The 14,246-nt window shown below is 73.3% G+C and carries 12 protein-coding genes and 1 pseudogene; 6 read left to right on the top strand and 7 right to left on the bottom strand.

Translation table 11 applies throughout. The features are described 5' to 3' along the window. The first annotated feature begins 28 nt into the window (after positions 1-28). Positions 29-3,220: a UvrD-helicase domain-containing protein gene (locus tag ACFYPS_RS15425; protein WP_387324976.1), complete on the top strand. Its 3,192-nt coding sequence runs from the start codon at positions 29-31 to the stop codon at positions 3,218-3,220. 89 nt (positions 3,221-3,309) lie between these two features. Here the strand turns inward: ACFYPS_RS15425 and ACFYPS_RS15420 are convergent, their stop codons facing one another. Both ACFYPS_RS15420 and ACFYPS_RS15415 read right to left on the bottom strand, forming a co-directional pair. Beyond that, positions 3,310-3,957 (bottom strand): prepilin peptidase, encoded by a 648-nt coding sequence (locus tag ACFYPS_RS15420; RefSeq protein ID WP_387324973.1) that lies wholly within the window; start codon positions 3,955-3,957, stop codon positions 3,310-3,312. A 10-nt stretch (positions 3,958-3,967) separates the two neighbouring features. Continuing rightward, a complete protein-coding gene (locus ACFYPS_RS15415) occupies positions 3,968-4,972 on the bottom strand; it encodes an EamA family transporter (protein WP_354967137.1) in 1,005 nt (334 codons plus the stop codon). A gap of 384 nt (positions 4,973-5,356) precedes the next feature. On the opposite strand from ACFYPS_RS15415, the pseudogene ACFYPS_RS15410 reads away from it, so the two are divergent. From ACFYPS_RS15410 to ACFYPS_RS15400, 3 genes and pseudogenes are all read left to right on the top strand, one after another. Next, a pseudogene (locus tag ACFYPS_RS15410) lies at positions 5,357-5,863 on the top strand (flagellar basal body protein FliL); the annotation flags it as partial. 358 nt (positions 5,864-6,221) lie between these two features. Continuing rightward, the gene (locus ACFYPS_RS15405; RefSeq protein ID WP_387325177.1) at positions 6,222-6,629 is read left to right on the top strand and encodes a hypothetical protein; all 408 of its coding nucleotides are present in this window, start codon (positions 6,222-6,224) and stop codon (positions 6,627-6,629) included. A 134-nt stretch (positions 6,630-6,763) separates the two neighbouring features. After that, positions 6,764-8,005, top strand: a complete 1,242-nt coding sequence (locus ACFYPS_RS15400) for an AAA family ATPase (protein ID WP_387324970.1) — start codon at positions 6,764-6,766, stop codon at positions 8,003-8,005. 26 nt (positions 8,006-8,031) lie between these two features. Here the strand turns inward: ACFYPS_RS15400 and ACFYPS_RS15395 are convergent, their stop codons facing one another. Beyond that, entirely contained in the window at positions 8,032-8,580 is a 549-nt protein-coding gene (locus tag ACFYPS_RS15395; RefSeq protein ID WP_354967135.1) for an N-acetyltransferase, read from the bottom strand. 134 nt (positions 8,581-8,714) lie between these two features. Here ACFYPS_RS15395 and ACFYPS_RS15390 point away from each other — a divergent pair, with 134 nt between their 5' ends. Together ACFYPS_RS15390 and ACFYPS_RS15385 are read left to right on the top strand one after the other, a co-directional pair. Beyond that, positions 8,715-9,260, top strand: coding sequence for a DoxX family protein (locus ACFYPS_RS15390; protein ID WP_387324967.1), 546 nt, complete (start codon positions 8,715-8,717; stop codon positions 9,258-9,260). A 214-nt stretch (positions 9,261-9,474) separates the two neighbouring features. After that, positions 9,475-10,920 carry a glycosyltransferase 87 family protein gene (locus ACFYPS_RS15385; RefSeq protein ID WP_387324964.1) on the top strand — a complete coding sequence of 482 codons (1,446 nt, stop codon included), beginning with the start codon at positions 9,475-9,477 and terminating at the stop codon, positions 10,918-10,920. Between the two features lie 4 nt (positions 10,921-10,924). Here the strand turns inward: ACFYPS_RS15385 and ACFYPS_RS15380 are convergent, their stop codons facing one another. Genes ACFYPS_RS15380 through moaC form a run of 4 tightly spaced genes read right to left on the bottom strand, consistent with a single transcriptional unit; the run spans position 10,925 to position 13,621 of the window. Beyond that, on the bottom strand, positions 10,925-11,353 hold the full coding sequence (locus ACFYPS_RS15380) for a molybdenum cofactor biosynthesis protein MoaE (RefSeq protein ID WP_089018440.1): 429 nt from the start codon (positions 11,351-11,353) through the stop codon (positions 10,925-10,927). Next, on the bottom strand, positions 11,350-12,609 hold the full coding sequence (locus ACFYPS_RS15375) for a molybdopterin molybdotransferase MoeA (RefSeq protein ID WP_387324961.1): 1,260 nt from the start codon (positions 12,607-12,609) through the stop codon (positions 11,350-11,352). Before ACFYPS_RS15375 ends, ACFYPS_RS15380 begins: the two co-directional genes overlap by 4 nt. 53 nt (positions 12,610-12,662) lie before the next feature. After that, positions 12,663-13,133, bottom strand: a complete 471-nt coding sequence (locus tag ACFYPS_RS15370) for a molybdenum cofactor biosynthesis protein B (protein WP_387324959.1) — start codon at positions 13,131-13,133, stop codon at positions 12,663-12,665. Continuing rightward, complete coding sequence (gene moaC / locus ACFYPS_RS15365; protein ID WP_089018438.1) at positions 13,130-13,621, bottom strand: cyclic pyranopterin monophosphate synthase MoaC; 492 nt, start codon at positions 13,619-13,621, stop codon at positions 13,130-13,132. Before moaC ends, ACFYPS_RS15370 begins: the two co-directional genes overlap by 4 nt. Positions 13,622-14,246 lie beyond the last annotated feature (625 nt).

Here is a 14,246-nt window from a genome sequence, read left to right as displayed (position 1 = left end):
CGGCGCGGCGGGCGTGACAGGATGCGGCGTGCCCCCGTTCAGCGCCGTACCCCCCGGTGGCCCCCCGCCATTCGTCGCGGACCTGCACATCCACTCGAAGTACTCGCGCGCGTGCAGCCGTGACCTCACCACGCCGAACCTCGCGTGGTGGGCCCGGCGTAAGGGCATCGCCCTGCTCGGCACCGGCGACTTCACCCACCCCGCCTGGTACGACCATCTCCGGGAGACGCTGCGCCCGGCCGAACCGGGGCTCTACCGGCTCGACCCGGAGGCGGAGCGGGACGTCGCCCGCCGGCTGCCGCCCCGACTCGCCGGCACGGCGGAGGCAGACCCGGTCCGGTTCATGCTGAGCGTGGAGATCTCCACGATCTACAAGCGGGACGACCGGACCCGCAAGGTGCACCACCTGATCTACCTGCCCGACCTGGACGCGGTGGCCCGGTTCAACGCCGCGCTCGGCCGGATCGGCAACCTCGGCTCCGACGGCCGGCCGATCCTCGGGCTGGACTCCCGCGACCTGCTGGAGATCACCCTGGAGGCGAGCCCGGACGGGTATCTGGTTCCGGCGCACATCTGGACGCCGTGGTTCTCGGCGCTGGGCTCGAAGTCCGGCTTCGACGCGATCGCCGACTGCTACGCCGACCTGGCCGAGCACATCTTCGCCGTGGAAACCGGCCTCTCCTCCGACCCGGCGATGAACTGGCGGGTCGGCAGCCTGGACGGCTACCAGTTGGTGTCCAACTCGGACGCGCACTCCCCGCCGGCGCTGGGCCGGGAGGCGACCGTGCTGACCGCCGAGCGGAACTACTTCGCCGTCCGGGAGGCGCTGCGGACCGGTGATGGCCTGGCCGGCACCGTCGAGTTCTTCCCCGAGGAGGGCAAGTACCACGCGGACGGGCACCGGCTGTGCGGGATCAACTGGACGCCGGAGCGCACCCGCGCCGCGGACGGGCGCTGCCCCGAGTGCGGCAAGCCGCTCACCGTGGGCGTGCTCAGCCGGATCGAGGAGCTGGCGGACCGCCCGGAGGGGCACCGGCCGGCGCACGCCCGGGAGGTCACCCACCTGGTGCCGCTGGCCGAGATCCTCGGCGAGATCAACAGGGTGGGTGCCCGGTCGAAGAAGGTCGAGGGGCGACTCAACGAGCTGCTCGCCGCGCTCGGCCCCGAGCTGGAGATCCTGACCACGACGCCGCTGACCGACATCGCCCGGGCCGGCGGTGAGCTGCTCGCCGAGGGTATCGGACGGCTGCGGCGCGGCGACGTACGCCGGGTGCCGGGCTACGACGGCGAGTACGGAGTGATCACCCTCTTCGACCCGGCGGAGCTGGGCGTCAGCACCGGCGCGGCGCAGGAGACGCTGTTCGACGTACCGGTGCCGGCGCAGCGGAAGCGCGCGGAGCCGGCAGCTCAGGCGGCGGCCAAGCGCCCCGCGGCGGCGAAGGCGGAGCCGAAGCGCAAGACCGCTCCGCCGCCGGCCCCCCCGATCGCATCGCCGCCGTCGCCGCACGAGCCGTTCGAGCCGATGCTCGCGGGCATGGAGGAGGTCGGCACCGGCTTGCTGGACCGGCTGGACGCGATGCAACGGGTGGCCGCGTCCGCGCCCGGCGGCCCGCTGCTGATCGTGGCCGGCCCGGGCACCGGCAAGACCCGGACGCTGACGCACCGGATCGCGTACCTCTGCGCGGAGCTGAACGTCTTTCCCGAGCACTGTCTGGCCATCACCTTCACCCGCCGGGCCGCCGAGGAGCTGCGGCACCGCCTCGACGGGCTGCTCGGCCCGGTCGCCGAGGACGTCACCGTGGGCACCTTCCACGCGTTGGGGCTGACCATCCTGCGGGAGAACGCCGACGCGGCGGGCCTGCCGGTGGACTTCCGGATCGCCGACGACGCCGAGCGGGCGGCGGCCCGGTCGGAGGCCGGCGACGACCAGGCCGGCTACACCGCGCTGCTGCGCAAGCAGGATCTGGTCGACCTGGACGAGCTGGTGAGCCTGCCGGTGGAGCTGCTGCGGGCCGACCGGGAGCTGGTCGGACGCTACCGGGACCGCTGGCGGTGGATCTTCGTCGACGAGTACCAGGATGTCGACGCGGTGCAGTACGAGCTGCTGCGGTTGCTCAGCCCGGCCGACGGCAACCTCTGCGCGATCGGCGACCCGGACCAGGCGATCTACTCGTTCCGGGGTGCCGACGTCGGCTACTTCCTGCGCTTCTCCCAGGACTTCACCGACGCCCGGCTGGTCCGGCTCAACCGCAACTACCGCTCCTCGGCTCCCATCCTCGCCGCCGCCGTGCAGGCCATCGCGCCGTCCTCGCTGGTCCGGGGCCGACGGCTGGACCCGGCCCGGCTCGATCCGGAGGCACCGCTGGTCGGCCGCTACCCCGCGGCCTCCGTCGCCGAGGAGGCCGACTTCGTGGTCCGTACCGTGGACGAGCTGGTCGGCGGGCTGTCCCACCGGTCGCTCGACTCCGGTCGGATCGACGGGCGGTCCACCTCGCTGTCGTTCTCCGACATCGCCGTGCTGTACCGCACCGACGCGCAGGCCGCGCCGATCGTGGACGCCCTGACCCGTGCCAACATTCCGGTGCAGAAACGCTCACACGACCGGCTGCGGGACCGACCTGGGGTGGCGGCCATCGCCCGCGAGCTGCGACACGCCGACGGGTTGGCCGGCTCGCTGGCCGCCCGGGTGCGACTGGCCGGCCAGGTGGTCGCGGAGCGCTTCGCCGTGCCCACCCTGGACGGTGCCGGCGTGGGCCGTCCCGAGGACGTCCGCTCGGCGGTGGATCTGCTGACCCCGCTGGCCCGACGCTGCGGTGACGACCTGGAGACGTTCCTGTCGCAGCTGGCCACCGGAGCCGAGGTGGACGCGCTCGACCCGCGGGCGGAGGCGGTCACCCTGCTGACGCTGCACGCCGCGAAGGGCCTCGAGTTCCCGGTGGTCTTCCTGGTCGGCGCCGAGGACGCGCTGCTGCCGCTGCGGTGGCCGGGCTCGACACCCGATGAGGACGCGGTCGCCGAGGAGCGGCGACTCTTCTTCGTCGGCCTGACCCGCGCGCAGGACCGGCTGTACGTCACGCACGCCGCCCGCCGTACCCGTCACGGGGTCGAGCGCGACTGTGCGCCGTCGCCATTCCTCGGCTCGATCGACCCGGGGCTGTTCGAGCGGTTCGGCGAGGCCGAGCCGCGCCGGCCGAAGGACCGCCAGCTCCGCCTCATCTGAGACCCCCCGCGGTGACGGCGATGCGCGGCAACGGACGTCCCGCGACGATGCGCCGGGCGCGTTGGTCCGGTGAGCGCTGTCGGGGCGGCTCAGGCGAGGACCACGGCGAGCCAGGTGCCCGCGAGCAGGGCCGGGCCGAGTGGCAGCAGGGTGTCCCGGCGCACCCGCCGCGCGGCCAGCAGGCCGAGCACCACGCCGCCGTGCAACAGGTGCGGCAGGAGCAACCCGGTCAGCAGGGCGTCCCGACCCAGCCAGCCGAGCGGCAGGCCAAGGACCGCGGCGAGCTTCACGTCCCCGAAACCCAGCCGCGAGCCGGGCAGCAGGGCCAGCAGCACGTGCGCCGTGCCGGCGACCGCCGCGCCGGCCAGCGCGCCGAGCAGCCGCATGGGGTCACCGGCGAGCAGTGCCGCACCGGACAGGCCACCCAGGGCGAGCAGCGCGGTGGCCAGGACCAGCGGGTCGGGCAGCCGCAGGCAGGCCAGGTCGACCGCGGCCAGCACCAGCCCCACCGACGCCACCGCGAGGAAGACCGGCAGCGCCGGGTCGTCACGCAGTGCCACGGCGAGCCCGCCGAACACCACGCCCGACACCGCCGGGCTCAGCCACGCCCACCGGCAGGGCCGGGACGTCGACGGGGAGTGTGCCGGCGACGTGGTGACTCGTCGGGCCAGCGGAGGAACGGCGAGGCCGACCAGCACGCCGAGCGACGCCACCGGCACCAGCGCAGCGGCCCACATGCGCCGGAGGCTACCGCCGGTCGTCCTCGCCCGCGCTCCCCGATCGCGATTCCGTGCGGGGCCGGCGGGGACGTTCCGTGGTCACCACCAGGGCCACCCCGGCCACGATGACCGCTCCGCCGAGCAGCACCTGCGGGGTGACCGGCTCGGCCACCAGCAACGCGCCGAGCGCCACCGCGACCGCCGGGTTGACGTAGGCGTACGTCGAGACCAGCGAGATCGGCGCGTTGTGCAGCAGCCAGACGTACGCGGTGAAGGCCACCAGCGAGCCGGCCACCATGAGGTAGCCCAACGCCAGCCAGGACCGGGTGCTGACCTCCGCCGGGTGGAAGTCGCGCAGCTCGCCCCGCCCGGCGGCGACGACGGCCAGCACCAGCGCTCCGGCCATCATCTCGTACACCGTGGCGACGAACGGGTCGGCGGGCATCCGGATCCGCCCGGACAGGAACGATCCGACCGACCAGGAGGCGGCCCCCGCGACGATGGTCAACGCCCCGACCAGCGGCACGGCGTCCGCGCTGCCGGCGGGCAGCACCAGCAGGACCAGACCGACGAAGCCGAGGCTGACCCCGGCGAACGTCCAGACGGGAGGTCGGTCCCCGGTGGCGGAACGCAGCAGCACCACGAGCAACGGCACGGTCGCCACCAGCAGCGCGGCGATCCCGGACGGCACCGCCACTCCGGACGGCCCGGATTCGGCGAGCACCACCAGGCCGTTGCCGCCGGCGAGCAGGAGCACCCCGACCAGGGCGGCGCCGCCGAGCTGTCGGCGCTCCACCCGCAGCGCGCCCGGCCCTCGGCGCAGGCGCAGCACCACCGCCAGCACCGCGCCGGCGACGGCGAACCGCAGGGCGGCCGACGTCAGCGGGGGCAGCGTCTCCACGGCGATGCGGATGCCCAGATAGGTGGAGCCCCAGAGCAGGTAGACCACGATCAACGCGGTCCAGATCAAGGTCGGCGCGGTGCCGGCGCGGCGGGTGGCCAGGGCCGCGGCACTCGGTGGAGGTGAGCTCATCGGTGGACCACGCTACGGTGACCACGGAGTCGGCGTCGCGCATTGGTGGCCGGCCTCTCACCACTTGTGCAGGAGGGCGGCATGACGAACTACGGACCACCGGGTGGTGGCGTCCCGGGACCGTGGCGTGGGCAACGACCCGACGAGACGCCCGGACGGCCGCCCCAGCAGTCCTACCCGCCCTCGCACGAGCCCTACCCGCCGGTGGTGCAGTCGTACCCGCCGGCGCCCCAGGGGCGACCTGGGCCCTACGGCGACACACCCTACGGCGGCGGGGTCGCCGCGCCCTACGGTGGCGGACCCGAGACGCGCTACGGCGAGTCGGAGGGCGCCTATCGTGGCGGGTCGTACAGCCCGGCCCCGGCGTACGGCGGCGGGGAGTCGTACCGGCCCGACGACGGTCCGTACGGCGGAGACCCCGCGCCGGCTCCGGGTGGGCGTGGTCGAGGTCCGCTGATCGCGGTGCTGGCCGTCGTGCTGCTGCTGGTGGTGGCCGGTGGCGGGGCGTTCTGGTTCCTCAGCCGTCCGAGCGATCCCGCCCCGGTGACCGCTCCGACCGGCTCGGCCGTCGCCGAGGATCCCAGCGCGGACGCCGTCGACCCGGCCGGGCCGGCACCGAGCGCCGCAGCGCCCGAGTCGTCGGCCGACCCGCGGTTCGTGAAGGTGGGCCAGTGCGTCCGCAACGACGGCGCGGCCGGCGACAAGCCCAAGCTGCTGATCAGCGGCTGCGCCCCGAAGTCGTACGAGGTGCTGCGCCGGATCGACGGCGCGACCAGCGGTGAGCGGGACGCCGAAGCCAAGTGCGCCAAGGTCGAGGGCTACACCAACTGGTACTTCTTCGACAGCGAGCTGGACACCCTCGACTTCGTCCTCTGCCTGAAGCAGCGCTGAGGCCACCCACCCTGGGGATGACATGACAACCTACGGACCATCGGGTGCCGGGCAGCCGGACGACCCGTACCAGCGCCCGGCGGCCGGCGCCGACGGCCCGCCACCGGACGACCCGACCCGGCAGCAGTGGGGCCCACCGCCGGAGCCGCCCACCGCGCCCATTTGGGCTCCGCCGCCGACCTCGGGCCCGGGCTACCCGCCGCCCACCCCCGGGGCGGGCTACCCGCCTCCGCCCGGTCCGTTCCCGCCGGCCGGTCCACCGCCCGGGCAGCCTGGCGGGCCGTGGGGCCCGCCGGTGCCGGGCGGGTACGGGATGCCGCCCGCCCCACCGGTGAACAGGACCGGCCGGAAGGTCGCCCTGATCATCGCGCTGGTGGTGCTGCTCCTGCTCTGCCCGTGCCTCGGCCTGGCGGGTTGGGCGGTCTGGAGTGCCGTGGACGACGACAGCAACGCCGCGTCCGCGCCGTCGGTGAGCGCGCCGGTCGTTCCGCCCGTCCTGCCCAGCGACGCGCCGACCTCGGCCGCGCCCAGCCCGAGCGAGGACGAGTTCGCCAAGGGTGACTGCGTGGTCAACGACGGCACCGAGGACGACGCGGAGCTGCGCAAGGTGCCGTGCGGCCCCAACACCTACCAGGTGCTGCTGCGGATTCCGGCGACGAGCGACGGGGACCGGTGCGAGACGCTCGCGCCGCAGGCCACCGCGAACTACGTGCACGACAACTCGATCGACCTGTTCGACTACGTGCTCTGCCTGAAGAAGCGGTAGCCGGTAGCCAAAACTAGGGCTATCTAGCGTGGACGCTAGACAGCCCTAGTTTGTTGTCGACGGCCCCGACACGCCGGTAGCCCCATCTATCCATGTCTAGCCCCTCAGCTAGAGGGCCCGATACTGTGCGATGCGTGGATCCGGTCCGCAACCCGTACGCACCGGGCGCCGGTCAGCGCCCGCCCGAACTCGCCGGGCGGGGGCGGGAGCTGGACGTCTTCGACATCGTGCTGGAGCGCATCGCCCGAGGTCGCCCCGAACGCAGCCTGATGCTCACCGGGCTGCGCGGTGTCGGCAAGACCGTCCTGCTCAACACCCTCCGATCGCAGGCGATCAACCGGCTCTGGGGCAGCGGCAAGATCGAGGCACGGCCGGATCAGTCCCTGCGCCGCCCGGTCGCCGCCGCGCTGCACATGGCGGTCCGGGAGCTCGCGCCCCGGCACCGCGCGCCCGACCGGATCGACGCCTTCCTCGGAGTCCTCAAGGCGTTCGCCCAACGGTCCGCCCCGACCGGCCGGGGTGGGGCCGCCCCGAAGCTGCGCGACCGGTGGCAGCCCGGGATCGACGTGCCCGCGGCGAGTGGTCGGGCCGACTCCGGTGACATCGAGATCGACCTGGTCGAGCTACTCACTGACGCCGCCGCCGTGGCCAGCGACGTGGGCACCGGCATCGCCGTCTTCATCGACGAGATGCAGGACCTCGGCCCGGAGGACGTGTCAGCCCTCTGCGCCGCCTGCCACGAGCTGTCCCAGCTCGGCGCGCCGCTGATCGTCGTCGGCGCCGGCCTGCCGCACCTGCCGGCCGTGCTCAGCGCCGCGAAGTCGTACTCCGAGCGGCTGTTCCGTTACCAGCGCATCGACCGGCTCGACCGGATCGCCGCCGACCAGGCGCTGTGCGCGCCGGCCGAGCGCGAGGAGGTGGAGTACGAGCAGAAGGCGCTCGACCTTCTCTACGAGAAGTCCGGCGGCTACCCCTACTTCGTCCAGGCGTACGGGAAGGCGACCTGGGACCATGCTCCGCGCTCGCCGATCACCGCCGCCGACGTCCGGGTCGCCGCGCCCGAGGCGGAGGCCGAGCTGGCGGTCGGCTTCTTCGGCTCCCGGTTCGAGCGGGCGACGCCCGCCGAGCGCGAGTACATGCGCGCGATGGCCACGCTGTCCCTGGTGGAGGTCGAGTCCGGAGGTCCGGTCCGTGACGACATGGACGCCGCGGTGCCAACCGCGGAGATCGCCCGGGCCCTCGGCCGCAAGCCGGCCAGCCTCTCCCCGGCGCGCGACGCGCTCATCAAGAAGGGGCTGATCTACTCCGGTGAGCGCGGCACGGTGGCCTTCACCGTTCCGCACTTCGGCCGGTACCTGCGCACCCAGCCAGCCTGACGGGCACCCGCGTTGGCCCGACCCGGTCAGACCCGGGACCAGGGCACCGGAAACAGCACCTCGCCGGCGGGCGGCGGCCCTTCCTCGCTGGTGGACGGCGGCAGCACCAACGCCTGCCACGGCTCCCCGAGACCGGCCCACGGGCTGGTCAGGCCCAGCTCGCCGGCCGGGCCGAAGCCGAACCGGCGGTAGAAGGCGGGATCGCCCAGGACCACGACCAGCCGCTCGCCCAGCTCAGTGGCGGCGTCCAGAGCGGCCTGCACCACCGCCGTGCCGTGCCCCAGCCGCTGCCGGTGCGGAGCGACCGCCACCGGGCCGAACGCGAGAGCGGACGCGTCGCTGCCCTGCTCCGGTCGTACCCGCACCCGGGTGAGCAGCGCGTATCCGACCACCTCGCCGCCGTACTCGGCGACCATGGCCAGCTCCGGCAACCAGGCGTCGGTGCCGCGCAGCTCCTCGACCAGGCCCACCTCCGGCGGTGTCGCCACGTCGGGCCGGGCGAACGCGCCAGCCAGCACCCGACGCACCGGGCCGGTGTCGGCCGGGTCCTCGGGTCGTAGCCGCAGCGTGGTCACCCGCGCGACGTTACCCGTGACGGCCGTTCCATCAGCGATGGTCGCTCGAATCGGCGTGGCGGATGTGTACGGCCACCGATTCGGATCCGGCGGTTGCCGGGGTAGCAAACGCCGTGACGGGGTATGACTGATCCATGAAGCCCGTACGCTCCCTTGCCCGCGCCATGCTGAGCGGCATCTTCGTGGTCAGCGGGTACCGCAACTTCCGCAACCCGGACCGGCTGGCGGTGGCGGCCAAGCCGGTGACCGACAAGGTCGCGCCGATGCTGAAGAAGGCACACCCGAACTTCCCCACCGACACCAAGACGCTGATCCGGCTCAACGCCGCGGCGCAGGTCGGCGCCGGGCTGATGCTGGCCACCGGTCGGTTCAGCCGACCCGCCGCGCTGGTCCTCGCCGGCACGCTGGTGCCGGTCACCATCGCCGGGCATCCCTTCTGGAACAACGACGACCCGGTGGCCCGGAACAACAACCAGGTTCACGCTCTGAAGAACCTGGGCCTCTTCGGCGGCCTGCTGCTCGCCGCGGCCGACACCGGAGGCAAGCCGGGTCTACGGTGGCGGACCGGTCATCGCATCGGCCACTCTCGACGTTCGATGCAGCGCGCGGTCCGCACCGCCCGACGGGAGGCCCGGATCGCCGTCCGGTCCGCCTCCACCGCGCGTCGGCTTCCGGGCTGACCTGCCTCGATCCGTTCCTTCATCACCCCCACCCCCGCTAAGCCGACGAATTACCTGAACCGCCCGGTAGGCGTTAACGCGGTGGAAATGTCAAAAACATGTGTGGGATCGGACACGGTCGCATAACGCGGGAGGCACTGACGTGAGGCGCCGTTCTAGGCTCCGTGCAGGACCTGGACGGGTAGGACGATCTTGGTACGGGGGTGGCCACGCCATGCCGACGACTGTCGGTAGACGGGCGGACCGCCTCGCCCAAATCCAACGCGTGGCGCGCGGGATCGATCGCGCGAAAGTCGTACGGGGTGCCATCGTGGTCGCCGTCGCCTACGCCGCATGGCTGGCCATCGGTGCGTTCGGGCGGCCGTACAACTTCTTCGACATGAAGATCTACCACGGCGCGGTGGTGTGGTGGGCGAGCGGTCATGAGCTCTACGAGTTCATCGCGCCGGGCACAACTCTCGGCTTCACCTACCCGCCGTTCGCCGGGCTGGCCATGCTGCCGATGGCGCAGTTGCCGATCGGCGCCGCCGGGATGGTCAACGCTCTGGCCAGCATCGCCGCGCTCGCGCTGGTGCTGGCGGGGCTGCTCCGCCCCATCGTGGACCGGCTGGCCTGGCCGCTGTGGTTCACCGTGGCCGTGGCGGTGCCGCTCGCGGTGGCCATCGAGCCGGGCCGGGAGACCCTCGGCTACGGCCAGGTCAACATCCTGCTGTTCGCGCTGATCATGGCTGACCTGATCGGGCTGCGGTGGCGCTCCCGCCGGGGCACCCACTACACGGCGACCGACGGCCCCCTGCTGCGCTTCGTCTACGGCGGCGCCTGGGCCGGCGCGGGCATCGGCCTGGCCACCGCGGTCAAGCTCACCCCGGCGCTGTTCATCGCCTACCTGCTGATCACCCGCCAGTGGAGGGTGGCGGCCACCGCGATCGGCACCACGATCGGCGTGACGGTGGGGTCCTTCGCGATCGTCGGCGACGAGTCGCGGGCCTACTTCGGCAGCGTCCTCTGGCAGACCGAGCGGGTCGGTGCGGCGGACATGACGCCCAACCAGTCGCTCGCCGGCCTGCTGGCCCGGCTGTACGACTCGATCGAGACCCCCGGTCTGCTCTGGTTCTCCTTCTCGGTGCTGATCCTGGCGCTGGGCCTGTCCCGGGCGGCCAGTTCCCGCGCCGACGGTGACGAGCTGACCGCGTTCACGCTGGTCGGTCTGACCGCCAACGTGATCAGTCCGATCTCCTGGACGCACCACCTGGTCTGGGTGATCCCGGCGATCATCGTGCTGGCCGACGCGGCGGTGCGCCGTCGGGAGGCGAGCCGGGGGTTGACCCAGCGCAGTGGTCAGGGCCTGGCGTTCGGCGGCCTGCCCGGGGTCAACGGGCTCCGCCCGCCAATCTGGTACCCGACGTTGACCGGGCTCCGGCACGGCGTCGCCGCGATCGGGCTCTACCTGCTCTTCCTGATCTCCCCGATCTGGCCGTACGAGCACCAGCTGCCCGAGATGTCGCACTATCAGGACGGTCTCTTCGGCGTCCTGATGGAGAACTCGCTCGCACTCGCGCTGATCGTGCTGGTCGCCGCGCTGCCCTGGCGCCCGGGCGCCGAGCCGGCGTTCTACGGCGATCGGCTGGCGCGTGCCGTGCTGGTCAACGGCCGACGCTGAGCGGTCAGGGGCAGTTGACCCATTCCTCGGTGCCGTCGCCGAAGACCTGCCGTTTCCAGATCGGCAGCCGCGCCTTGGCCTCGTCCACCAGACGGGCGCAGGCCTCGAATGCCGCCGCACGATGGGCGGTGCTCACGGCGGCGACCAGCGCCACGTCACCGATCGCCAGCGGACCGACCCGGTGCGAGACCGCCACCGCGTAGACGTCGGGCTCGGCCGCGATCTCGGCGGCCACCTCGCGTAGCACCTGCTCGGCACTCGGGTGCCCCTCGTACTCCAGGCTCACCACGGCGCGCCCGTGGTCGTGGTCGCGGACCACACCCTGGAAGGAGACCACCGCGCCGGCCCGCCGGTCGGCAACCGCCGCCTCGTGCGCGGCCAGATCCAGCGGCTGGTCGGTGACCTGGCCGAAGGTGAGCGCTGGCGCCGTCACGACGCACGCTCCCCGGTCAGCAGCGGCAGTGGCACGATCGGCACCCGTTCACCGGGATCGCCGTTGGTGCCCGGCCGAATGACCGCGAACCCGTCCGCACCTGCCAACCCACGCAGCATCGCCGAGCCGACATGCCGCACCGGGAACGCGGTGCCGGCGGCCCGGTCCAGCCGGACCAGCGCCAGGTGGGTGTGGTCGCCACGACCGGGCACCGCCTCGGCCAAGGTGGCCTGCGGCAGAACCGGCATCGGACGACTCTGGAGGCCGGCGAGCAGCGGGGCGACCAGCGACACCAGCGCGACGATGGCGGACTGCGGGTTGCCCGGCAGCCCGGCGACGAACCGGACCCGCCCGTCGGCGCCGGCCACCCGGGCCAGCAGCATCGGGAAGCCGGGCCGGACCGCCACCGTGTTGACCACGTAGTCGGCGCCGAGCGCCTCGAGCGCCGGGTGCAGGTGGTCGACCGGGCCGTGCATCGTGCCGCCCGTCGTGCAGACCAGGTCGGCGTTGGCCAGCGCCGCGCGCAGGGCAGCCACGTGCGCGGGCAGCGTGTCGGCCACGGGGCCGACCACGTCGGATGGACGGATCTGGCAGCCGTACCGGCGCAGCCACGCGGGCACCGCCGGCCCCAGCGCGTCCCGGACCCGGCCGGCCGCGGGCGGACCCGCGGTGAGCAGTTCGTCGCCGAAGACCAGGAGCGCGGCGCGCGGCGCGCGCCGGACCCGCAGGGTGTCGTGCCCGCAGGACGCCGCCAGGCCGATCACCGCCGGGTCGACCGGCGTGCCGACCGGGAGCAGCTCCTCGTCGGCGTACGCCTCCTCGCCCGGTCGCCGCCACTCCGGCGTCTGACGGGGCGTGCCGCTGACCAGGCCGTCGGTGGTGGTGGACTCCTCGACCCGCAGCACGGCGGTCGCGCCTTCGGGCACCATGGCGCCGGTCGCGATCTCGACGGTCGTGCCGTCCTCGCTGAGTGGTGCGGGGGCGTTGCCGGCCAGCACCCGGCCGACGACGCGCCACGGGCCGGCGCCGCGCACCGCCCAGCCGTCCACGCTGGAGGTGGGGAAGGCGGGAAGGTCGGTGCGGGCGGTCAACGGCTCGGCCAGGGTCAGCCCGTCAGTGTCGATCAGCGGCCGGGAGAGGGTGGGAAGTGCGGCGGCCAGGCCGATCGCGTAGACGCGGGAGCGCGCCTCCTCCCACCCGGCCGGCGGGGGCGCGGCGACCCGGTCGTCCGCGGTTGGTGCGGTTTCCGTGCTCACCCGCCGAGCCTATCGGGGCGGACCGACACCCGCCGGGCCTGGGCGCGGACCGGTCAGTGGTCTCCGCCGCGCAGTTGGTCGACGGTGTGCGCGAGGATCGGCCCGAGCACGGCCAGCCCGTCCCGGGCGCCGCCGGTCGAGCCGGGCAGGTTGACCACCAGCATCCGACCGGCCACCCCGGCCAGGCCTCGGGACAGCACCGACGTGGGCACCCGGTCGCGACTGTGCGCGCGGATCGCCTCGGCGATGCCGGGGATCTCGTAATCCAGCAGACCCCGGGTCACGTCCGGCGTCCGGTCCGTCGGGGTGACCCCGGTGCCCCCGCTGGTCAACACCACGTCGATGCCGTCGGAGAGGGCGTCTCGCAGGGCCGCGCCGACCGGCTCGCCGTCGGGCACCACCACCGGGTCGTCGACCTGGCAGCCCAGCTCGCGCAGGCCGGCGGCGAGCAGGGGACCGCTGGTGTCGGCGTAGACGCCGGCCGCGGCCCGGTTCGACGCGACGATCACCCGGGCCCGGATCACGGTCGGTCCTCCGGTCGGACCCACTCGCCGGTCTTGCCGCCCTCCTTGCGAAGCACCCGGACCGCCTCCACCGAGGCCGCCGGGTCAACGGCCTTGACCATGTCGACCAGGGCGAGACCGGCGACGGCGACCGCGGTGAGTGCCTCCATCTCGACCCCCGTCCGGTCCGCGGTGCGGGCGGTGGCGGTGATCTCGACGGTGTCGACCGTGAGCCGCAGGTCGACGGTGACGCCGTGCAGGGCGATCGGGTGGCAGAGCGGGATCAGCTCCGGGGTGCGCTTGGCGCCCATGATCCCGGCCAGCCGACCGACCGCCAGCGCGTCACCCTTGGGCAGGCCGTCGCGGTGCAGCAGGTCGACGACCTCGGGTGTGGTCCGAAGACGGCCCGCGGCGACGGCCAGCCGGCCGGTCACCGGCTTGGCGGAGACGTCGACCATGCGGGCCGCACCGGCGCGGTCGACGTGGCTGAGCTGCGCGGGTTCGGTCACGGCGGTGAGCCTATCGGTGCGGTACGACCGGATGGCGCTCGGAAGGAGCGCCGCCCCGAGGTGCCGGCCGGGCGCGGGGTGCCGTCCGTTGGGATGGTGGCGGCCTGCTCACCGTCACACATCCGGGTGCGGACGGCTACCCAGCGGGTCAATGCGTGGCGATGTATGAGATGGTCGCCGGTCGACCACCGGGAACAGGTGGAGTCGGCGGCCCTTCAGATCCTCGTCGCGTAGCCCGGACCTGCAAGGTGAGACCGAATCGAGTTGCAAATGGGTAACCATTCGCTGCCGGTTCGGCACCTTCCCGGAATCCAGCTTCGAACATACGTCGGAGAATCGCTGTCGACTGCGGACGTTGGGCGCAGCAGAACTGGCGGGCCGCGCACACCGTCTGTTGCTTCGGCGTTTCGAACTGCAACTTGAGTTCGGCAAGCCGCACGGCAGGGCGGCCAGGATCGGGATCGATGGTGTTCGGACGCTCACTGCGCGAGAATTGGTGATGTCCGGAATTTGAACCCATGCCCCCTGCACCGCAAACTGTGGACCGGCGGCACTAAGGCATGGGGCGCAGATTCATCCGACCGGATCTACCCTGAGCCCGAACTCCGGATGAGGCTGGGGAGTC

Source organism: Micromonospora sp. NPDC005087, from assembly GCF_042872965.1.
Taxonomy (GTDB): Bacteria; Actinomycetota; Actinomycetes; order Mycobacteriales; family Micromonosporaceae; genus Micromonospora.
Note: the sequence above shows the minus strand (reverse complement) of the source record. Positions and strands in the feature narration are given on the sequence as shown.

What these genes read in the sequence shown, in the direction of transcription:
- ACFYPS_RS15390 (WP_387324967.1), top strand. Translation starts at nt 8,715, where the DNA reads ATGAAGCCCGTACGCTCCCTTGCCCGCGCCATGCTGAGCGGCATCTTC.
- ACFYPS_RS15420 (WP_387324973.1), bottom strand. Translation starts at nt 3,957, where the DNA reads ATGTGGGCCGCTGCGCTGGTGCCGGTGGCGTCGCTCGGCGTGCTGGTC.
- ACFYPS_RS15415 (WP_354967137.1), bottom strand. Translation starts at nt 4,972, where the DNA reads ATGAGCTCACCTCCACCGAGTGCCGCGGCCCTGGCCACCCGCCGCGCC.
- ACFYPS_RS15385 (WP_387324964.1), top strand. Translation starts at nt 9,475, where the DNA reads ATGCCGACGACTGTCGGTAGACGGGCGGACCGCCTCGCCCAAATCCAA.